This is a genomic window from Bacillus sp. C-3-6 (genome assembly GCF_054509685.1).
Window position 1 is genome coordinate 3673945 of the sequence record NZ_CM137247.1, and the last position, 20990, is coordinate 3694934.

Sequence of the window (20990 nt, forward strand, 5' to 3'; positions counted from 1 at the left end):
TTATTTTCTTTATTGCATTTTATTTGAGTACCAATTAGCATCTGTAATCGCTCTCTTTCACCTTATATATTCTATCATAGGCATTCTAAGAGAAACTACTCAAATCCCTTATATAAAACAAGTAAAAAAGAGCCTCACTATTAGCAGCAAGGCTCTTTTTTCTCTTCAATATGCTAGCCTTTTGAATAAAAACTAGTAATAAACTTCATATTACTACTTCTTATCCATTAGCAAGTAAGTAATCCATTTATTTTCAAAACGAATCTTATCTTATTCTACAGAGAAGATGAAAGAATACACTGGTTGGTTTCCAGCATGCACTTCTACTTCTGCATCTTCAAATTTCTCTTCTACAAATTCAACTAACTCCGCTACTTCTTCGTCAGTTGCATCTTCACCTTGTAGAATCGTTACGATTTCAGAATCTTCATCAATAAGCGCTTCTAGTAATTGCTTCGCAGCTCCTACTTTTTCAGCATTTGTAGATACAATTTTTCCATCTGCAATACACATGAAGTCATCTTTTTGAATTGCTACACCATCAATTTCCGTATCACGTACAGCATACGTAATTTGACCTGTTTTCACATGAGATAAAGCTTCTTGCATGTTTTCTTCATTCTCTTCTAACGTTCCAACTGGGTTAAATGCTAACATCGCTGCCATACCTTGAGGAACTGTTTTCGAACGAACAACAATAACTTCTTGATCTACAACTGATGCCGCTTGTTCTGCTGCCATTACAATATTTCCGTTATTCGGTAAAATAATGATTTTTTCAGCATTTGCTTCTTCAATTGCCTTCACGATATCCTCCGTACTTGGATTCATCGTTTGACCACCTTCGATAACTTTCGTTGCGCCGATGCTCTCAAATAAAGTTTTAATACCAGACCCCATTGCCACAGTTACGATACCATATGGTTGTTTTTCTTTCGATTGAGCTGGTTGTTCAGGAACCATAGCAGGTTCATCTAATAAAGCAGTATGCTGTTCACGCATATTTTCTACTTTAATCTTAATTAAACTACCGTATTTTTGCCCGTAGTTCATAGCGTCTCCAGGATGTTCTGCGTGGATATGAACTTTTACAATTTCATCATCAGACACAACTAGTAGAGAATCACCATATACACTAATATCTTCACGGAATTTTTGTTCAGAGAAATTATGCTCTTTCACCTTTTCAGCCTCTAATTTCACCATGAACTCCGTACAATATCCATACTTAATATCTTCTGTACTCAATTGGCTTTGTACACTACGGTGATGTTCTGCGCGTACCATCTCATTCATAGATGTTTGCGTCGGTGCATCAGAAGAAATCGTTTCTCCTTTTAAGTCAGCTAAAAATCCTTCGTATACTACTACAAGACCTTTACCACCGCTATCTACAACGCCAACTTGTTTTAATACAGGTAATAAATCTGGCGTACGATTTAACGATGCGTTTGCTTCTTTCACAACGTCTTCCATAAACAAAACAAAGTCGCGCTGTTTTTTCGCAACTGTTACTGCATATTTACCCGTTTCTCTTGCAACCGTTAAAATCGTTCCTTCAATCGGTTTCATAACCGCTTTATAAGCCGCCTCTACTCCAGCTTCTAGTGCTGCAGCAAAATCAACTGTTGTTAATTCTTCTTTTTGTTCAATGGATTTAGAGAAACCACGGAACAACTGAGATAGAATAACTCCAGAGTTACCACGAGCTCCCATTAATAATCCTTTGGCTAAACTTACGCCGACTTTACCAGCATGCTGTGAAGGATTTGCTTTCACTTCACGCGCACCTGAAGTCATAGATAAGTTCATGTTTGTACCGGTATCGCCATCTGGAACTGGAAATACGTTTAATGCATCAACAAGCTGAACATTATTTGTTAAATTATTCGCTCCTTGCATGATCATTTGTGATAAACGTTTTCCATCAATTTTTTGAATTGACACAGATTTTCCTCCTTAATGCACATTACAAGTTTATTACTTTAACTCCTTGTACGTAGATGTTTACAGAATCTACTGCTAGTCCTACAGTTTGATCTAATGTATATTTCACTTTCGTCTGCACATTATGTGCCACTTCTGAAATTTTCGTACCATAGCTCACAATAATATACATATCAATATGTACTTCATCTTCATCTTTACGAACAATAACACCTCTAGTGAAGTTTTCTTTTCGTAAAATGTCTGTTAATCCATCTTTTAACTGATTTTTTGATGCCATACCTACGATACCGTAGCAATCTACCGCGGCACCTCCAGCAATTGTTGCAATTACATCTGTACTAATATCAATTTGACCGTACTTCGTTTTAATTTCAATTGACATCTCGTTTCCCCCTTCATAAATGGTGAAAGTGAGCTAGACTACTTTAGTTACTATCATATAATCTTTTTAAAGAAAATTCCATCGTTCTTTCTTTTCACTCTCATATTTTATGTTTTAAATTACACTTTTTTATGATGAGCAAAATAGTCCATTGTTATTATACAACATGTACCACTATAATATGTCAAGCAATTTTTATGGATTTTAACTTTTCTTCATTGACATATAGTGTCAAGTAAATTTTCTTGATTTCTTTTTTCTACGGTGTTGCATTCTCTTTTTAGTTGTGTTAAATTATAGTAGTGTTTTTAGCATCGCATAAAAGACTAACATTGAAAAATTACGTATGGTAAGGTATCAAGGGAGGGAAATATAAATGGCTCGTGTTTGTGCTATTACTGGAAGAAAAGCTCGTTCTGGTAACTCTCGTTCTCACGCAATGAACGCTACAAAACGTAAGTGGGGCGCTAACCTTCAAAAAGTTCGCGTACGCATCGACGGAAAAGTTCAACGTGTTTACGTTTCTGCTAGAGCATTAAAATCTGGCAAAATCGAACGTGTTTAATAATAAAAAAAAGAGCCGATAGGCTCTTTTTTTACTATAACAATGGAAAAAGCACCGGTGATAGGTGCTTTTTTTAATCTTTTTTGAAGGTATTTAACATTGCACGAACAATTCCACCAAGAAATTTAGGTAACTTAATTGTATAAAATCTCATGGTTTCCCTCCTAATCCCCATTACTCCACTTGGTCACTATATGATGTAAGGAGCAAAATTGTTTCTTCAATCAGTGCTTCTTATCAACATTAATATGCCAGAAGTAAATGAAAAAGTACCTTTTTCCTCAACGAGTTCGTTACTAATACAAAGTGTTGATCCCCACTCTATTGTTTTATTAGTAAGAGGGTACTTAAAACCAAACAATGTAATCCCTTCCACTATTTCAGTAACTGGTACAAAAGATACATAAGGAAAATTTTTATTTTCTTCAATTATATGTGTACCCACTTTTTTAACTGTTATTTCATTTTTATTGTCCACAATACACATTTCTATCTCTACTTCTAACCCTTTTAAAAGCATTTGTATATTTGCCAAACCGTGATCAAGTCTTCCACCGGTAGCACCAAAAATACGAATTAGTGCCGGCTTCTGTCCTAATGCCCAGTTGATTGCAATTTCTAAATCCGTTTGATCTTTTTCCCGCGGAACAATATGTAATTCGTTTGTTTGCTGTCCCATCCATACTAATTCTTCTTCAGTAACTGAATCGTAATCTCCAAACGCAACAGCCGGGGTAATCCCTTTCTTTAATAGACGGTATACTCCCCTATCAACCGCAGCCCACACTACTTCCTCATTCTCATATCGAGCAAAATCTGCGCAATATTCCGAAGGTCCTCCTGCCAAAATATGAATAATCATTTTTTCTTCCCCTTCCATTGTAAAAAGGCAATCTGCCATTCGGTAGATTGCCTTTTTACATATTTTTACCCTATCCTATGAATACCTTACTAGGATAAAAGTTCATCACTACCCACGAATTACGCGAATTGCTTCACCGCGGTCTTTTTGATTGTATACTGCTGATCCAGCTACAAGTACATTTGCTCCTGCTTCCACACAAAGTCTTGCTGTTTCAGCATTTAAACCACCATCAACTTCAATTTCTACTTCTAGATTGCGCTCTTTCACCATGTCTGCAACTTGTTTAATTTTCGGTAATACAGAATGGATAAACTTCTGTCCACCAAATCCAGGGTTTACTGTCATAAGTAATACCATATCTATATCTTCTAATACATGCTCAATCACTGAAACTGGCGTATGTGGATTTAATACAACGCCCGCTTTAATACCGTGAGATTTAATTAACTGAATTGTACGATGCAGATGCGGACACGCCTCTACGTGAACAGTAATAATATCCGCTCCCGCTTGTGCGAAAGTCGGGATATAGTTATCAGGATTTTCAATCATTAAATGTACATCTAATGGTAATGATGTAATTGGACGGATAGCTTCTACAATTAATGGTCCAATCGTAATATTTGGTACGAAATGTCCATCCATTACGTCAACGTGAATGTAATCCGCTCCGCCCTTTTCTACATCTTTAATCTCTTCCCCTAATTTTGAAAAATCTGCTGATAAAATCGATGGTGCAATTTTAATCATAACTAATACCTCGGCTTTCTCTCTCTAATTTCTTCTACGAATTGTTTATAGTTCTTATAGCGATATTCTGTAATCTTCCCTTCTTCAACCGCAGCTTTCACAGCACATTTCGGTTCAGAAAGATGTGTACACCCTCTAAATTTACAGTATTGGCTCGCTTCTTTCAACTCTGGAAAACAATATGTAAGATCTTCTACTTCTATATCAATGAAATCTAGTGAACTAAAACCCGGTGTATCTGCTACTAGTCCACTCCCAATTGCAATTAATTCTACGTGTCTTGTCGTATGCTTCCCGCGTCCTAAATGGGAGGAAATATCATTTGTTTTCAGCTCTAATTCTGGACGTAGCACATTAAGCATTGAAGATTTCCCAACACCAGATTGACCCGCAACGACAGAAACACAATTTTCTAAGTATGGTTTTAATATATCAATACTTTCTGACGTATTAATAGAAGTAAATAAAACATCATAACCCATCTCACGATAATCATTCGCATAAGCTTCAACAGTTGCTTTCATCTTTTCATCTACTAAATCCATCTTGCTAATACAAATAATTGGCTTAATGTTATGATATTCAATCAGCACTAAAAATCGATCTAACAGTCCAGGATTAAAATCTGGTTCTACTGCAGAGAACACAAGGATCGCTTGATCGACATTAGCAATAGGAGGTCTAACAAGTTCATTTTTTCGATCAAACACTTCAAGCACATAACCTTCAGTTGGATTATCTGCCTGAAAAACAACTTGGTCTCCTACAAGTGGTGTAATTTTATTTTTTCTAAATACACCTCGCCCACGACATTGCGTAACCCCTTCTTCATGCTGCACGTAATAAAACCCACTTAAAGCTTTTATAATTTTTCCTTCTGGCATAGAATTCTCCTTTTTTTGTATAAGGTGATGCTGAATTTAAAAATGAATGGATTTAAATTTTCCAAATAACGATTTCAAAACCTACCATATATACTTTCGCTAATATACATTAAATTTCCCATTAAATGCAAAAAAATATTTACAGCTGCATCACTTTACTAGCTTTTTGAATCATATATTTTTGCCTGCTATACCGTCCACTTTGTAGACAGCATAACAGGCAATAATAATAAGTAGACTTTCACTATTATTGAGTTGGATATGGTACTTCTTTATCAATAATCGTTACTCCATCTCGTACAATTTTATAGTGTCCCTTTGAACCTTCTTGAATTACAAATTCTAAAGAAATAGTCGCTGATTCAGTAATTGTTCTCGTTTCAACCGGTCTATCCATTTTTTGCTGCATGTCTTCTTTATAAATTTCTATTGTTTGCGGCTTTTTTTCACCTGTTACAGCAGGCTCATATGGGATAGAGATATTGTCCACTTTTACCGTTTTAGTCACTTTAGGCTTTTGACCATCAGAGATAATAATAGTTACTTTATCTCCCTCTTTTAATGGTGTACCTGGTTTTGGAAATTGCGAAATTACAAGTCCTTTTTCGACTGAATCTGAATACTCTCGTTTTATATCTGACGTTAGTTTTCTCTCATTCAAATAACCAGTTACACTATTTTCAGTCCATCCCGAAAAGTCACCTGGTCTAATTTGATAAGGACCTTTACTTACCCAGATTTTCAGTTCTTGCTCCGCTTCTATAACCATTTGATCAGGCGTCGGAATTTGCTCTACAATTTCACCTTTCGGCTTATCATTTTCAATATAATTTACTGTAACTTGTTTATATTTTTCTTCTAACTCAGCTTTTACACTCTCAAAGTTTTGCCCTGTGAAATTCGCCATCTTACTTTTCTTTTTTCCACCTGATTGATAGATAGTAATTTTAGCGTTTTCTTTTACGACTCTTCCTGCTACAGGTTCCGTTTTTATTACATCCCCAACTTCAATATCATCTGTATATACAATATTAGGCTCCGTCACCTCAAAGCCCTTTTCTACTAACGTATTTACAGCTGTCGTGTATTTCATACCAGCCACATCAGGAACTTTCACATCTTTCGGAATAAATAATCCTGGAATAACCGTAAGCGCTAATGTTATTCCTATTGCTAAAAATAAAAATGTTGAAATTAAAACTTTAAGCCACTTGTTACTCCGTTTTTTCTTCTTATCTAACTCAGCTGCTTCTGCTCTTATCGGTTCTTCCACTTTACTCCCTTTTAAAACAATCGTTTCATCACTTACATTTTCAAATAATTGTTCTTGTTGAATAATCGGAATCGCTTTCGTCGCTTCCATATCTTCTGGTATGTAAAATGGTTGCTCATTTATCCTCTCTGGATATAGCGCAGTTTCAATATCTCGCTTCATAGCATTGGCAGATTGATATCGATGGAAAGGATCTTTTGCAGTTGCCTTTAATATAATATTTTCAACACTTTGCGGAATATTTTCATTCCATCTTTTTGGTGATGGGATTTCACTTTGTAAATGTTTTAAAGCTATAGCAACAGCAGATTCGCCAGAAAACGGTTGTCTTCCTGTTAACAATTCAAACATAACTATTCCAAGAGAATAAATATCCGATTGTTTATTTGCTATCCCGCCACGTGCCTGTTCTGGTGATAAATAATGGACTGAACCCAGTACTGAATTTGTATGTGTAATTGTTGTTGCACTTGTAGCTGTCGCAATTCCAAAATCTGTTACTTTTATTATTCCATCAGCTCGAATTAAAATATTGTGCGGCTTTATATCACGATGCACAATTTCAAAATGATGGGCGTGTGCCATGGCGGATGTTAACTGCTCCATAATATCAAGAGCTTCTCCTATAGGTAACATACCTCGCTCAATTATGTATTGCTTCAATGTTTGCCCGGGTACATATTCCATGACAAGATAATATATACCATCTTCTTCTCCGACATCATACATATTCACAATATTTGGATGCGACAACGTTGTAACAGACTGCGCTTCTCGATGGAAACGTTTAATAAACTCTTCGTTATTTGAGTAGTCGAGTCTTAATATTTTTACCGCTACATCTCGGCCAAGTATATCATCATGAGCTAAATATACATTGGCCATTCCGCCACCACCAATCATTTTCAGCAGCTTATAACGGTCATTTAAGCGTTTTCCAATCAGCACGTTGCACTTCACCTACTTTCGTTTGTCGAACCCGCATAATCAATAAGAACAAGTGTGATATTATCTTCTCCACCGCGATCATTCGCCAATTGAATGAGACGCTGCCCTTTACCTTCAAGCTGTTCATTTAACTGTAAAATTTGTTGCATATCATCAATAGAAACTTTGTTTGATAACCCATCAGAGCAAAGAAGTAATTGATCATCTTCCTCAAGCACCAACGTTTTAACATCTAATCCAACTTTTTCTTCTGTTCCTAGCGCTCTTAATAACACATTCTTTTTCGGATGATACTCTGCATCTTCCTTTGAAATTTCACCATGTCTCACAAGCTCATTTACAAGCGAATGATCTTCCGTTACAAGCGTCATTTCTCCTTCTGATACCATATAGCAACGACTATCTCCTATATGCCCTATCGTCACAAAACTTGGTGTACAAACAGCTATTATAAGCGTTGTTCCCATACCATTACATTCTACATTTTGCTGAGCGTATTCATATATGCGCTCATTAATAATCCCAACACTAGTATGTAACCATTGTTCTACTTTTTTCGGTTCATTCATATTATGCGTTTGCTTCCAATAATCATGGAATAATTGAATGGCCATCGAGCTAGCTACATCACCAGCTCGATGACCTCCCATTCCATCTGCTACTACCGCTAAAACATTTCCATCTAAATTGTGAAAAACTCCTGCACTATCTTCATTATGTTGACGAACTTTTCCTTTATCCGATAGAAATACGGCTTTCATCTCGTCACCTCGTCTCTTCTTTGCGCTCCTTCGCACGCAACTGACCGCAGGCTGCGTCAATATCATGACCTTGTTCACGGCGAATCGTTACATTCACTCCACGATCTTTTAACGTTTTCTCGAACAAGAAAATTTGCTCACGTGGTGTACGTACATAATCACGTTCAGGTACGTAGTTTACCGGGATTAAGTTTACATGACATTTTACACCTTTTAAGAGCGCAGCAAGCTCTTCAGCGTGCTCAACTTGGTCATTTTCTCCTCCAAATAATCCATATTCAAAAGTAATACGGCGCCCTGTTCTATTTACATAGTATTTAATAGCTTCCATTAAATCCGGTAATTTATAAGCACGGTTAATCGGCATTAATTTTGAACGTAATTCTGAGTTTGGAGCATGCAATGAAATCGCAAAATTAATTTGTAGTTCTTCTTCAGCAAACTTATAAATTTTCGGGATAATTCCACTCGTCGAAACAGTCATATGTCTAGCACCAATATGAAGTCCTTTTTCATGGTTAGTGATTCGTAAGAATCCCATTAAATTATCGTAGTTATCAAATGGTTCTCCAATTCCCATAACAACAAGAGAACTTACACGTTCTTCTGTTTCATCAAGCGCACGCTGAACTTCTACTACTTGCGCTACGATTTCTCCAGCTTCTAGGTTTCGTTTTAGTCCACCAAGTGTCGAAGCACAGAACGTACATCCAATACGACAACCAACTTGCGTTGTTACACAAATGGAATTTCCATATTCATGTCGCATTAATACCGTTTCAATAGAATATCCGTCATATAATTGGAATAAGAATTTAATCGTTCCATCTGAAGACGTTTGTTTTACTAACGTGTTTAAAGTAGTAATATCAAAGGAATTCGACAATTTATCACGCAATCCTTTAGAAAGGTTTGACATATCCTCATAATTTTTTACACGTTTTTTATATAGCCAGTCAAAAATTTGTCCAGCGCGGAACTTCGGTTCTCCTTGTTCCTTTAACCAATCTTGCATTTCATGAAGTTGTAAAGAGTAAATTGATGGTTTCTTCGTTTCTACATTTTTCTTTTGTTTTCTTACAGTTGTTTCCATGATGCTACACCTTCTTCCTTAAACAAGCAATATAAAAGCCATCCGTTGCAAAATAATGCGGTAAAATTTGTACTTGACCTTCATTAATATACGGACTTAATTTTTCTGGCATACGTTCTTTTATCGTAGTATCCCATTCAAATTCAGGATGTTCTTTTAAAAATTTATCTATTACTTGTTCATTTTCTATTTTCTCAATTGTGCACGTACTATAAACAAGACGACCGCCTTGTTTTAATAATGGTGCTATTTTTTCTAGTATCGCAAGTTGAATCGTCGATAATCTTTCACTATCGCCTTTATCTTTTCCTAACTTAATATCAGGCTTACGTCTAATTACACCAAATCCAGAACACGGTGCATCTACCAATATTTTATCAAACGTTTCATTTGCAAAGTGCTCTTGCACTTTTCTAGCATCTAGCGCTTTTGTTTCGACATTTTCTAGACCAAGTCGCTCTGCTTGCTGTTTAATTAAACGTACTTTGTGTGCATGTAAATCAAGGGACATGACCTTACCAGTTCCCTTTAATCGTTCCGCGATATGCGTTGTTTTTCCGCCTGGAGCAGCACAACTATCAAGAACTGCATCTCCCGTATTCGGTTCTAAAGCGCGTGCTACAAGCATAGAACTTTCATCTTGAATAGAAAGAAATCCTTTTTTAAACGCTTCTGTATGCGCTACATTTCCTCTTTCAATCTGAATTGCATCATCTGACAAGTCACCACGTTTTGCTTCTATACCTTCACTTGCCAACAACTCAATCGCTTCTTCTACCGTTACCTTATCAACATTCACACGTGCTGTTGGTACAGGTGGTAACATGTTTACTTCGCACATTTTCTCTGCAGTTTCTAAGCCATATGCAGAAGTCCACTCTTGTACAAGCCAAACTGGATGACTCGTCGCAATTGCAAGACGTTCTACTGGATCCTTGATTTCATCTACAGAAGGTACACCTTCTCTCTGAATCGAACGTAATACACCGTTCACCATACCAGCAATTCCTTTATGCCCGCGACGCTTTGCAATCTCAACCGCTTCATGAATAGCCGCTCTTTCTGGCACTCGGTCTAAATAAATCATTTGATATAAAGATAAGCGAAGCAATACCCTTACCCACGCCTCAACCTTCTTTTTTAAAAAAGGCTGTAAATAATAATCTAATGTGTGACGACGTTGAATCGTTCCATATACAATTTCAGTTAATAAACCAATATCTTTTCTATCAATTGCACTTTTTTCAATTAGATTATTTAAAAGTAAGTTGCTATATGCACCACTTTTTTCCACTTGAATTAAACCATCAAGAGCTAATTCACGAACATTTTGTCTCATGCATTTTCTCCTAACTTCGTTCCAATTTCAGGTTTTGTTCCACGTAAAAATTGTGAACAACTCATACGTTTTTTACCAGAAGGTTGCAATTCAGTAATTTTAACACCTGTTTCATTACTAGTTGCTACAACAAAACCATCTTCTTCGATTGCAACAATCGTACCTGCTTCAGCCGGTTCAGTTACAGACACTTTTTCTCCCCACCATACTTTAACAACTTGTCCTGCTAAAGTTGTATAAGCAACTGGCCATGGATTCAATCCGCGAATGTGATTGTATACTTCCTCACCTGTTTTTGTCCAATCAATTTTCTCTTGTTCACGTTTTATATTGTAAGCAAACGTTACTTCTTCTTCGTTTTGTTTAATCGGTTCTAACTTACCTTGAATTAATAAAGGTACTGTTTTAGATAGAAGGTGTGCTCCAGCTTCACTTAATTTATCAAATAATGAGCCTGTCGTTTCACGCTCTTCAATTTCCACTTCCACTTGCGTTAAGATATCACCAGCATCCAATTTTTCTACCATATACATAATTGTAATACCAGTTTTTTCTTTACCTTCCATAATTGCATAATGAATTGGTGCACCACCACGAAGTTCAGGAAGTAAAGAAGCGTGGACATTAATACATCCATACTTCGGTGCTTCTAAAATTTCATTTGGTACAATCTGACCAAATGCAGCTGTTACAATTAAATCTGGCTCTAATGCCAATACTTTTTCATATTCATCTTTTTCACGAATTTTTAACGGCTGTAACACAGGGATACCATGTTTTTGCGCTTCAACTTTAACAGGTGTAGGTGTTAATACTTTTTTTCTACCTACTGGACGATCAGGTTGCGTCACAACACCTACTACCTCATAGCCATCTTCAATAAGACGACGAAGCACCGGCACTGAAAAGTCCGGTGTTCCCATAAACACTACTTTTATCATTTAAAAACCGCTCCTTTTAACACCTATTCTAGTTCGTTTTCTTCATAATATCTTGTCACTTTCGATGTAAATAAAACACCGTGTAAATGATCGATTTCATGTTGAATTGCACGCGCTAAAAATCCTTCCGCTTCTAATAAAAATACTTTCCCACGGCGATTTTGCGCTCTTACTTTAATATAATCGGCACGTTCTACTTCACCATAAAGTCCCGGGAAGCTTAAACAGCCTTCGGGACCTACTTGTTCACCACGTTTTTCTAATATTGATGGATTGATTAACTCGATTTTCCCAGTATCATCATCGACATCAACAACCGCTACTTGCAAGCTTACACCTACTTGAGGCGCAGCTAAACCGACTCCGTCCGCAATTAACATTGTTTCATGCATATCTTTCAACAATTTCACTAACTTTTTATCAAAGTTAATTACTCTTTCGCATGGTGTTTCTAACACTTCATTTGGATGCTTTATTATTTCTAAAACTGCCATATTTCCCTCCGCTACATTAACATTGTTGGATTAAAATCAATTGAGATTTGTAGCTCTTTTTGCATTTCTGCTTGATAATGTTCATTTACCATTTTGAGCACGTTCTTTAAGTTTGGTTCCCGTTTGTATTTTATCATGCATTGATAACGATATCTATCTTTTATCCTTGGAATTGCTGAAGCAACTGGTCCTAACACCATTGTTTGCTGTGAGCAATGCGTTCGCAAATACGAGGCAATTTTTTCCGTCACTTGCACCGCTTTTAATAATTCTGGATGAGATACGGTTATGAGTACAACATAGTAATATGGGGGATATTGTCTTGTTCGCCTCATTTGCATTTCTTGGTCAAAAAACACATCATATTGTTGGTTCTTCGCTAACTCTATACTGTAATGTTCTGGCGTATATGTTTGAATCACAACTTCCCCTGGCAATTCATGTCTACCCGCTCGTCCACTTACTTGCGTCAATAACTGATATGTCTTTTCACTTGCCCGAAAATCAGGTAAGTGAAGCATCGTATCTGCAGTTAAAACCCCAACAAGAGTTACTTTCGGAAAATCTAATCCTTTAGCAATCATTTGTGTTCCAAGTAGTATATCTGCTTTTTCTTCCCCAAACGCCTTTAATAATTTTTCATGCATTCCTTTTCGACTTGTCGTATCTACATCCATTCGAATGACTCGCGCCTCTGGAAATAGTTTTGTAATTTCTTCTTCTACCTTTTGTGTACCTGTACCAAAGAAACGAATGTATGTACTTTGACAAGCAGGACACTCAGTTGGCATATTTTCTTCATAACTACAATAATGACATTTTAAACGATGATTCATTTTATGATATGTCAATGAAATATCACAATGCGGACATTGTACAACATATCCACAATCACGGCACATAACAAATGTAGAATGACCTCTTCTATTTAAAAATAGTACCATCTGTTCTTTCTTTTCTAATCGATCTGCTATTTTTTCATGCAGCGCCTTAGAAAACATTGATCTATTCCCGTCACGAAGTTCTTCTCGCATGTCAACAATCTCTACCGTTGGTAAAGCTTGTTCATTCATACGTTTTTCCATTGTTAGTAGTTCATAAACACCTTTTTTCGCCCTTGCAAACGATTCAAGTGTTGGTGTCGCACTACCAAGAACGATAGGACATTTATGATATTGCCCTCTCCAGATAGCTACATCTCTTGCATGATACCTCGGATTATCTTCTTGTTTGTAACTTGATTCATGCTCTTCATCAATAATAATAATCCCTAAATTCTCAAAAGGCGCAAAAACGGCTGAACGCGCACCAACTACAACTTTCACTTCTTTTCTTAAAATCTTACGCCACTCGTCATACTTTTCTCCAACAGACAACGCACTATGAAGAACTGCAACTTGCGAGCCAAACCTACCTTTAAAACGATCCACCATTTGGGGCGTTAGTGCAATTTCAGGAACAAGAACGATAGCTTCTTTTCCTTTCTCGAGCACTGCTGCTATAGATTGTAAATATACTTCTGTCTTTCCACTTCCTGTAACACCATATAGTAAAAATGGATTATAAGTTTCATTTGTAATTGATGATAAAATCGGTGTAATAACTTGATTTTGTTCCTCCGTAAGTGGAAATGGTTTCGTTTGTTCAAAATCATCATCGTCATACGGATTTCGGTATACTTCCACATACTTTTCTGAAATGAAGCCCTTTTTAACAAGTGCTTTTATTGGAGCATCTGTTATTTGTAACTCTTCTGTAATTATTTTCAATGGTACACTTTTATAATTTTCCACAAAATAATAAAGTACATCTTGTTGTTTTTTACTTTTCAGTTCAAATGCCGCTAATTCCAATTTATCTTCTGGCAACTCCGGCTGAACAACTCTTTGCTTCTTCTTTTGTACTTTATCTTTCACTTGATAAACGACTTCAACCGTACCATTTTTAATTTCTTGTTGAATAGTCCGGTATAAATGTGGCTGCTGCTCGATTACTTCAAAATCAATTGCTTCTTTATCCTGAAATAAATATAGTATTTCAGATGCTATTTCTTCCTGCTTACAAATTTGTAGACGTTTTTTATACGTTGCTTTTATCGCAGTTGGAAGCATCACTTGAAAAGCTGAAATCATGTAGCATAACGTTTCACTTGTAAGCCAATATCCAAGCTTTAATAATTCATCATTTAAAACCGGTGTTACATCTAATATTTCATGGATTGTCTTTAACTTCTTACTTTCTACATCCACCGAATCTTTAATCCCAATAATAAAACCTTGTAATTTCCTTGGCCCAAACGGAACTACTACACGCATTCCTGTCTGTACAATATCTTCCCATTTTTCAGGGATAATGTAATCAAATGGTCGATCTGTCTGACGGGCAGGTACATCAACAATTACACTTGCAAATTTCATAAACGATCATCTTCTAACATCATTTCAATTTGCTTTAATATTTCACGAGCTACCTCTTTTTTCAGTAAAAGTGGTAACTCAATAACTTTTCCATCTTTTCTATACATTGTTACAATATTCGTATCCGTGCCAAATCCAGCTCCTTGCGCTTTTACATCATTCGCGACAATCATATCTGCATTTTTCTCACGTAGTTTTTTCGTTGCATATTCCTCTACATTTGTCGTTTCAGCAGCAAAACCGATAAGTAACTGTTTATCCTTTTTCTGACCTAACGTTTTTAAAATATCCACCGTTCTTTCGAGTTCAATGACAGCATCACCATTTTGCTTTTTCATTTTATTATCATGAACATATTTCGGACGATAATCTGCAACTGCTGCTGTTTTAATGACAACGTCTACGTTTTGATAATGTTGAAGAACTGCTTCTAACATATCTTGTGCAGATTCCACTTGCACTGTCGTTACATGTAACGGTGGATTTAATGCTGTCGGTCCTGAAACGAGTATAACATCAGCGCCTAAATTCGCCGCCACTTCTGCAATCGCATACCCCATTTTTCCAGAAGAAAAATTCGTCATAAAACGAACTGGATCAACTTTTTCACGTGTTGGGCCAGCAGTTATTAATATTCTTTTTCCCTGCAATGGTTTGTGTTCTGAGAAAGCTTCCTCTAACCGTGCAATAATCGCTTCAGGTTCTTCTAGTCGTCCCTTCGCTACATATCCACATGCTAAAAAGCCTTCCCCAGGCTCAATAAATGTATATCCTAGCGTTTTCAATGTCATCATATTTTTTTGAACAATTTTATTTTCATACATATGCACATTCATAGCAGGCGCAATCCATACCGGGGCTGTAGTAGCTAACAGAGTAGTTGTAATCATATCATCTGCAATACCACCAGCTAACTTTCCAATACAATTGGCAGTAGCAGGTGCGACAAGTACAACATCCGCCCAATCTGCTAAATCAATATGAGCAATAACAGCCGAGTCTTTCTCATCAAACGTATCCGTATATACATCATGGCGAGAAAGCGCTTGGAATGTAAGAGGCGTAACAAACTTCATTGCCGACTCACTCATCATTACTTTTACAATCGCGCCAGATTGTGTCAATTTACTCGTTAACGCAGCTGCTTTAAAAACCGCAATGCCTCCTGTTACACATAGAAGTATCTTTTTCCCTTTTAGCATATGACTCGTCCTCTTTCTTTTTCAAACTTATAATACTGAAATAGAATTCCCAGCTCGTCAGTACCAATATTTCATTCCTTTCGTAAAAAAATAACAACCTACTTGTAAATAGGTTGTTACCGTTACATAGAAAATTATAAAGTCTATGTTTTATTTTGTCGAAGGCAAAGGCTTATTCAGCTACTTTATCTTCACTTGGTACGTAGCTTAATGCTTCTGCATCGATTTCTTCTAATGCTTTACCTACACATTTATGAGAAACAGGTTGCTCTACAACACAGTTATTAGCAAGTTGCATTTCACGTGCGCGTTTTGCAGCCACTGTTACTAATGTGTACTTAGAATCGATTTTTTGTAGTAATGAGTCAATTGATGGATTTAACATAATTATAGACCCTCCGTCATTTCTTTATAATATTTTGCTACCCTTTCGCGGCGGCAATGTTCGCCAACCACAATTGCTTTAATTCTATCACAAGCTAATTCAACTTGATCGTTTTCTACTACATAGTCGTAAGCGTCCATCATCTCGATTTCTTCTTTCGCTACAGTTAAACGATTTTCAATAACATCTTCAGTCTCTGTACCACGCCCGACAATACGGCTCTTTAGTTCAGATAAACTTGGAGGTGCTAAGAAAATAAATACACCTTCTGGGAAAGCTTTCTTAACTTGAATTGCTCCTTGCACTTCAATTTCTAAGAATACATCTTTTCCTTCTTGTAATGTTTTTTCAACATAGTCAATTGGTGTTCCGTAATAATTACCTACGAACTCAGCCCACTCAAGTAATCTTTCATTACGAATCATTTCCTCAAATTCTTCTCTTTCTTTAAAGAAATAATCCACACCATCTACTTCACCTTCACGCGGCTTACGTGTCGTTACTGAAATAGAGTACTGAAAACGTGTATCCTCATGGCTAAACAGCTCTTTACGAACCGTTCCTTTTCCAACCCCAGAAGGCCCTGAAAGAACGATGAGCAATCCTCTTCTACTTCTCATAAATATGTAAAACCTACCCTTCCTCACTTAAATCTTCTTTATTATTCAAACGATGTGCAATCGTCTCTGGTTGAATTGGACTTAATACAACATGCCCATCATCCATAACAATAACCGCCCTTGTTTTTCTCCCATACGTAGCATCAAGCAAAGCATTATGTTCGCGTGCTTCTTGTACTGTTCGTTTAATAGGAGCTGACTCCGGACTTACAATAGCAATAATTCGATGAGCAGATACAATATTTCCGTATCCAATATTTAAAAACCGCATGGCCATAGTTTGCGCCTCCTAGTAAGTCTATCCGATTTCTCCACCACGTATAACTTTATATATTTTTTGAAAGCTACTCAATATTTTGTACTTGTTCACGAATTTTTTCAAGGTTATTTTTCATTTCTACAACATATTTTGAAATTGTTAAGTCATTTGCCTTAGAACCAATCGTATTAATTTCTCTATGCATCTCTTGCACGATGAAATCCATTTTCCTTCCAACAGGCTCTTCAATCTGCAATGTTTCACGAAATTGCTCTAAATGACTTTGCAAACGAACTAACTCTTCATGAATATCACAACGCTCTGCAAAGATTGCGACTTCTGTTAGCAATCTTTGTTCATCTAACTCTTGATTATGTAATTCTTTTAAGCGATTTTCTAATCGTTCACGATATTTTTGTGTAACAATTGGTGCATGTGGAATAATTGCATTTACACAATTGCTAATCTCTTGTAAACGATACGCTATATCTTTATGTAATCGTTCTCCTTCGTCATCTCTCATCGTTTTCAACATATGAGCAGCTTGACGAACAGCCTCATATAAACTGTTCTCAAAATGTTCATTTACATTTTCTATTTCTTCAATTGCTGTTACTTCTGGCATTGCCATTAATTGCTCGAGTGTAATAGAATCTTGTAATTGAAACTTTCCTTTTATATCTTCCATCATCGATTGGTACTGCTCAAGAAGTGACCAATTCACACTTAATTTTCTTTCAACAAGTCCTTCACCTGCTATACTAATAGACACTTCAATGCGTCCACGTCGAACTTGCTGTGCAATTATTTTACGAATTTTGTCCTCAAATACCATCATTTGCTTAGGAAGTCGAATACTCATCTCTAAAAAACGGTGGTTCACCGATTTCATTTCTACTGTAATTTGAAAAGTATCACTTTCTACTTTCGATCTTCCAAACCCTGTCATACTAGAAATCATTTTTATCACATCCAAGCCATAAAATAACTCAATGAAAAAGGTAATAGAGACAAGGCTCTACTACCTTCTGTAAATTATATCACATTTTCATAACATTGACTATTTCAAGTTTAATCCCTTCTTATATAACATTGGCTTTTTCTTTTTCGCCTTTTTCCCTGTTAATAAAGAACCTACTAGTAAGAAAGTCGGAATTGATGACAAACCTCCAATTAATAACCAATCTCTTGCTTGTATCGGCATTGTGCTAAAAATCGGTTGTAACGGTGGATAATATATCACCACTAGCATGAGTAGTAATGAAATGATAACCGCCCCTACTAAATACACGTTCCCAAATGGATTACGATGAAAGACAGAATGCTCACTACGACAATCAAATACATGAATAAGCTGAGCAAGTACCAACGTCGCGAACGCTACAGTTTGTGCATATTTCAGTTCATTTGGATGTTGGTTATACGCAATAATAAACGCTACTAACGTCACTGCCCCAATTAAAAAACCTCGACTTATTATTTTCCACGCAAGCCCTCTAGCGAATACCCCTTCTTTCGGGTGGCGCGGCGTTCTCTTCATCACATCTCCTTCAGCCTTATCCAAACCTAATGCCATCGCTGGTAAACCATCAGTAACTAAGTTCACCCATAAAATTTGAATAGGAACCATCGGCAGGGGTAATGCAAGTAACATCGCAAATAACATAACTAAAATTTCTCCAACATTTGATGCTAATAAATATCGGATGAACTTACGTATGTTCTCGTATATATTTCTTCCTTCTTTAATCGCTGACTTAATTGTAGCAAAATTATCGTCTAGTAAAACAAGTGAAGAGGCTTCTTTTGCAACATCTGTCCCTGTAATCCCCATCGCTATCCCAATATCCGCTGTTTTTATAGCTGGAGCATCGTTCACTCCATCACCTGTCATCGCTACTATATGCCCTTGATTTTGCAGTGCCTTAACAATTTTTAATTTATGTTCAGGTGATACACGAGCGAATACATACGTATCTTCTACAACATTTTCTAATTCCTCCACATCCATATTCGCGAGTTCTACTCCTTCAACAACGCGTCCATCTGGTGGCAAAACTCCTAATTGTTCAGCAATCGCCATTGCTGTCACTTTATGATCACCTGTAATCATTACTGTTCGAATACCAGCTTCTTTACACTCTTTTACCGCCTGCGCCACTTCTGGTCTTGGTGGGTCAATCATACCTTGTATCCCAACTAACATAAAATCTTTTTCAACGTCTCTTTCATGTTCAATAGAATCCGTTATTTTTAAAGGTTTAAACGCAACTGCAATTGTTCGAAGCGCTTGACTACCTAAACTATGAATAGCCGCCTGTACTTCTTTTCTATATAGCTCACTTAACGGCTGTTGCTTATCCCCCCATAAAATCGTTTGACTCATTTGTAAAAGAACATCCGGTGCTCCCTTCGTAACAATAAACTTTTTCCCCTCTCGATCTCGTACAATAACACTCATCATTTTTCGAGTTGAATCAAATGGAAATTCACGAATAACTTCAAATTTCCCTTTCAATGCCTCACGTGTTATCCCAGCTTTCATTGCTGCAGCTACAAGCGCTCCCTCTGTTGGATCTCCATCTAATACGTACGCCTTTTTCTTTTGAATAATATTTGCATTGTTACATAGTGAACCAAATGTAAGTAGCTGATAAAGTGCTTTTGTCTTAGCTGGATTCACTTCTTTTTCACCTTTCATAAAAGAGCCATTAGGTTCATATCCTTGCCCTGTCACTTTCCACAATTCTCCGCCTGACCACATATGTGTTACCATCATTTTGTTTTGCGTCATTGTTCCCGTTTTATCAGAACATATAACGGAAGCACAACCTAACGTTTCTACGGCTGGTAACTTTCGTACAATTGCTCTCTTTTTTATCATACGCTGTACACCAAGTGATAAAGCTACTGTAACAATTGCCGGCAACCCTTCTGGAATAGCCGCAACAGCCAGAGACACACCAGCTAAAAACATATGATATACTTCATTCCCTTGATACACACCAGCTAATACAACGAGTGCTGTCAAAATAAGAGCCACAATAATTAATATTTTTCCGAGCTGTTCTAACCTTCTTTGCAGTGGTGTTTCCATTTGCTCTGCATTTTGTAACATATTTGCAATTTGCCCCATCGCTGTATTCATACCAGTTGCTACAACGACTCCTGTACCAGATCCTCGCGTAATCATTGTCCCCATAAAAGCCATATTTTTTTGATCACCAATTGCAACATCTTGCCCTTGCAATGCTTCTACCTTCTTTTGTACAGGTACGGACTCCCCTGTCAAAGCAGACTCTTCAATATATAAACTTGATGCTTCAACAAGACGCACATCAGCCCCAATACGATCACCACTGGAAAACTTAATAATATCACCTAAAACAAGTGCTTTAGATGGTGCTTTTACCCACTTTCCATTCCGCATTACAGTAACTTGTGGAGCGGCTAGTTCCTTTAAAGCTTCCAATGATTTTTCAGCTTTTCTTTCTTGAAAAAATCCGAGAATACCATTGATAATAACAATGGCAACAATAGCAATAGAATCAATGTATTCACCTAAAAACGCAGAAACAATTGTTGCTCCAAACAAAACGAGTACCATGAAATCTTTAAACTGTGCTAAAAATACCATTAGTGCAGAAGGCCTTTTTGCTTCTTCTAATTCATTAGTACCAAATTTCTTTACGCGCCCTTCTGCTTCTTTCTCTGTAAGTCCAACCTTTACATTCGTATTCGTTCTTTCTTCCACTTCATGTGCCCGCATTCCATACCAGTTCATCCTGCCATCGACCTCCTGATTCCAGACATACTCTATTGAAAGCTTATTCAGCCTCGTCCAAAAAAATGCTATAATTAA

At 36.8% G+C, this 20990-nt stretch carries 20 protein-coding genes; 1 reads left to right on the forward strand and 19 read right to left on the reverse strand.

Going from position 1 to position 20990, the window contains the following annotated elements; all coding sequences use genetic code 11:
- Positions 1–270: 270 nt before the first annotated feature.
- Together ACW0JX_RS18685 and ACW0JX_RS18690 are read right to left on the reverse strand one after the other, a co-directional pair.
- Entirely contained in the window at positions 271–1947 is a 1677-nt protein-coding gene (locus ACW0JX_RS18685) for a DAK2 domain-containing protein (RefSeq protein WP_000027131.1), read from the reverse strand.
- A 22-nt stretch (positions 1948–1969) separates the two neighbouring features.
- A complete protein-coding gene (locus ACW0JX_RS18690) occupies positions 1970–2332 on the reverse strand; it encodes an Asp23/Gls24 family envelope stress response protein (RefSeq protein WP_000021109.1) in 363 nt (120 codons plus the stop codon).
- Positions 2333–2708: 376 nt separating this feature from the next.
- Between ACW0JX_RS18690 and rpmB the strand changes: the two genes are divergently transcribed.
- A complete protein-coding gene (gene rpmB, locus ACW0JX_RS18695; protein ID WP_000124776.1) occupies positions 2709–2897 on the forward strand; it encodes a 50S ribosomal protein L28 in 189 nt (62 codons plus the stop codon).
- 73 nt (positions 2898–2970) lie between these two features.
- Here rpmB and spoVM read toward each other — a convergent pair whose 3' ends face one another.
- The 17 genes from spoVM to ACW0JX_RS18780 form a co-directional block, all read right to left on the reverse strand.
- Positions 2971–3051 carry a stage V sporulation protein SpoVM gene (gene spoVM, locus ACW0JX_RS18700; protein WP_001213599.1) on the reverse strand — a complete coding sequence of 27 codons (81 nt, stop codon included), beginning with the start codon at positions 3049–3051 and terminating at the stop codon, positions 2971–2973.
- Positions 3052–3117: 66 nt separating this feature from the next.
- Complete coding sequence (locus ACW0JX_RS18705) at positions 3118–3798, reverse strand: thiamine diphosphokinase (protein WP_000752665.1); 681 nt, start codon at positions 3796–3798, stop codon at positions 3118–3120.
- Positions 3799–3867: 69 nt separating this feature from the next.
- Positions 3868–4512 carry a ribulose-phosphate 3-epimerase gene (rpe, locus tag ACW0JX_RS18710; RefSeq protein ID WP_459244996.1) on the reverse strand — a complete coding sequence of 215 codons (645 nt, stop codon included), beginning with the start codon at positions 4510–4512 and terminating at the stop codon, positions 3868–3870.
- A gap of 2 nt (positions 4513–4514) precedes the next feature.
- Complete coding sequence (gene rsgA / locus ACW0JX_RS18715) at positions 4515–5396, reverse strand: ribosome small subunit-dependent GTPase A (RefSeq protein WP_001113932.1); 882 nt, start codon at positions 5394–5396, stop codon at positions 4515–4517.
- Between the two features lie 247 nt (positions 5397–5643).
- Positions 5644–7617 carry a Stk1 family PASTA domain-containing Ser/Thr kinase gene (pknB, locus tag ACW0JX_RS18720; RefSeq protein ID WP_000904746.1) on the reverse strand — a complete coding sequence of 658 codons (1974 nt, stop codon included), beginning with the start codon at positions 7615–7617 and terminating at the stop codon, positions 5644–5646.
- Between the two features lie 8 nt (positions 7618–7625).
- Positions 7626–8378 (reverse strand): Stp1/IreP family PP2C-type Ser/Thr phosphatase, encoded by a 753-nt coding sequence (locus ACW0JX_RS18725; RefSeq protein ID WP_000648708.1) that lies wholly within the window; start codon positions 8376–8378, stop codon positions 7626–7628.
- 4 nt (positions 8379–8382) lie between these two features.
- The gene (gene rlmN / locus ACW0JX_RS18730; protein ID WP_000450550.1) at positions 8383–9471 is read right to left on the reverse strand and encodes a dual-specificity RNA methyltransferase RlmN; all 1089 of its coding nucleotides are present in this window, start codon (positions 9469–9471) and stop codon (positions 8383–8385) included.
- A gap of 4 nt (positions 9472–9475) precedes the next feature.
- Positions 9476–10810: a 16S rRNA (cytosine(967)-C(5))-methyltransferase RsmB gene (rsmB, locus tag ACW0JX_RS18735; protein WP_459244997.1), complete on the reverse strand. Its 1335-nt coding sequence runs from the start codon at positions 10808–10810 to the stop codon at positions 9476–9478.
- On the reverse strand, positions 10807–11751 hold the full coding sequence (gene fmt, locus ACW0JX_RS18740; RefSeq protein WP_029443122.1) for a methionyl-tRNA formyltransferase: 945 nt from the start codon (positions 11749–11751) through the stop codon (positions 10807–10809). Before fmt ends, rsmB begins: the two co-directional genes overlap by 4 nt.
- A 23-nt stretch (positions 11752–11774) precedes the next feature.
- Positions 11775–12245, reverse strand: a complete 471-nt coding sequence (gene def / locus ACW0JX_RS18745) for a peptide deformylase (protein WP_000279455.1) — start codon at positions 12243–12245, stop codon at positions 11775–11777.
- 11 nt (positions 12246–12256) lie between these two features.
- Positions 12257–14662 (reverse strand): primosomal protein N', encoded by a 2406-nt coding sequence (priA, locus tag ACW0JX_RS18750; protein ID WP_016512383.1) that lies wholly within the window; start codon positions 14660–14662, stop codon positions 12257–12259.
- Positions 14659–15864, reverse strand: coding sequence for a bifunctional phosphopantothenoylcysteine decarboxylase/phosphopantothenate--cysteine ligase CoaBC (coaBC, locus tag ACW0JX_RS18755; protein ID WP_000911748.1), 1206 nt, complete (start codon positions 15862–15864; stop codon positions 14659–14661). The genes priA and coaBC overlap by 4 nt, the downstream gene beginning before the upstream one ends.
- A gap of 172 nt (positions 15865–16036) precedes the next feature.
- Positions 16037–16249: a DNA-directed RNA polymerase subunit omega gene (gene rpoZ / locus ACW0JX_RS18760; protein WP_000933961.1), complete on the reverse strand. Its 213-nt coding sequence runs from the start codon at positions 16247–16249 to the stop codon at positions 16037–16039.
- A gap of 2 nt (positions 16250–16251) precedes the next feature.
- Complete coding sequence (gene gmk, locus ACW0JX_RS18765; RefSeq protein ID WP_001257742.1) at positions 16252–16869, reverse strand: guanylate kinase; 618 nt, start codon at positions 16867–16869, stop codon at positions 16252–16254.
- Between the two features lie 13 nt (positions 16870–16882).
- Positions 16883–17146, reverse strand: coding sequence for an extracellular matrix/biofilm regulator RemA (gene remA, locus ACW0JX_RS18770; protein WP_001251456.1), 264 nt, complete (start codon positions 17144–17146; stop codon positions 16883–16885).
- Positions 17147–17213: 67 nt separating this feature from the next.
- On the reverse strand, positions 17214–18089 hold the full coding sequence (locus tag ACW0JX_RS18775) for a YicC/YloC family endoribonuclease (protein WP_000625865.1): 876 nt from the start codon (positions 18087–18089) through the stop codon (positions 17214–17216).
- 99 nt (positions 18090–18188) lie between these two features.
- Positions 18189–20912, reverse strand: coding sequence for a calcium-translocating P-type ATPase, SERCA-type (locus ACW0JX_RS18780; RefSeq protein ID WP_001104774.1), 2724 nt, complete (start codon positions 20910–20912; stop codon positions 18189–18191).
- Positions 20913–20990: the final 78 nt, after the last annotated feature.

Coding starts and splice junctions, on each gene's coding strand:
- fmt (WP_029443122.1), bottom strand. CDS start 11,751: ATGATAAAAGTAGTGTTTATGGGAACACCGGACTTTTCAGTGCCGGTG.
- rsmB (WP_459244997.1), bottom strand. CDS start 10,810: ATGAGACAAAATGTTCGTGAATTAGCTCTTGATGGTTTAATTCAAGTG.
- def (WP_000279455.1), bottom strand. CDS start 12,245: ATGGCAGTTTTAGAAATAATAAAGCATCCAAATGAAGTGTTAGAAACA.
- remA (WP_001251456.1), bottom strand. CDS start 17,146: ATGGCCATGCGGTTTTTAAATATTGGATACGGAAATATTGTATCTGCT.
- ACW0JX_RS18780 (WP_001104774.1), bottom strand. CDS start 20,912: ATGAACTGGTATGGAATGCGGGCACATGAAGTGGAAGAAAGAACGAAT.
- rpoZ (WP_000933961.1), bottom strand. CDS start 16,249: ATGTTAAATCCATCAATTGACTCATTACTACAAAAAATCGATTCTAAG.
- rpmB (WP_000124776.1), top strand. CDS start 2,709: ATGGCTCGTGTTTGTGCTATTACTGGAAGAAAAGCTCGTTCTGGTAAC.
- ACW0JX_RS18705 (WP_000752665.1), bottom strand. CDS start 3,798: ATGGCAGATTGCCTTTTTACAATGGAAGGGGAAGAAAAAATGATTATT.
- spoVM (WP_001213599.1), bottom strand. CDS start 3,051: ATGAGATTTTATACAATTAAGTTACCTAAATTTCTTGGTGGAATTGTT.
- gmk (WP_001257742.1), bottom strand. CDS start 16,869: ATGAGAAGTAGAAGAGGATTGCTCATCGTTCTTTCAGGGCCTTCTGGG.
- rsgA (WP_001113932.1), bottom strand. CDS start 5,396: ATGCCAGAAGGAAAAATTATAAAAGCTTTAAGTGGGTTTTATTACGTG.
- ACW0JX_RS18725 (WP_000648708.1), bottom strand. CDS start 8,378: ATGAAAGCCGTATTTCTATCGGATAAAGGAAAAGTTCGTCAACATAAT.
- ACW0JX_RS18775 (WP_000625865.1), bottom strand. CDS start 18,089: ATGATTTCTAGTATGACAGGGTTTGGAAGATCGAAAGTAGAAAGTGAT.
- coaBC (WP_000911748.1), bottom strand. CDS start 15,864: ATGCTAAAAGGGAAAAAGATACTTCTATGTGTAACAGGAGGCATTGCG.
- rlmN (WP_000450550.1), bottom strand. CDS start 9,471: ATGGAAACAACTGTAAGAAAACAAAAGAAAAATGTAGAAACGAAGAAA.
- rpe (WP_459244996.1), bottom strand. CDS start 4,512: ATGATTAAAATTGCACCATCGATTTTATCAGCAGATTTTTCAAAATTA.
- priA (WP_016512383.1), bottom strand. CDS start 14,662: ATGAAATTTGCAAGTGTAATTGTTGATGTACCTGCCCGTCAGACAGAT.
- ACW0JX_RS18690 (WP_000021109.1), bottom strand. CDS start 2,332: ATGTCAATTGAAATTAAAACGAAGTACGGTCAAATTGATATTAGTACA.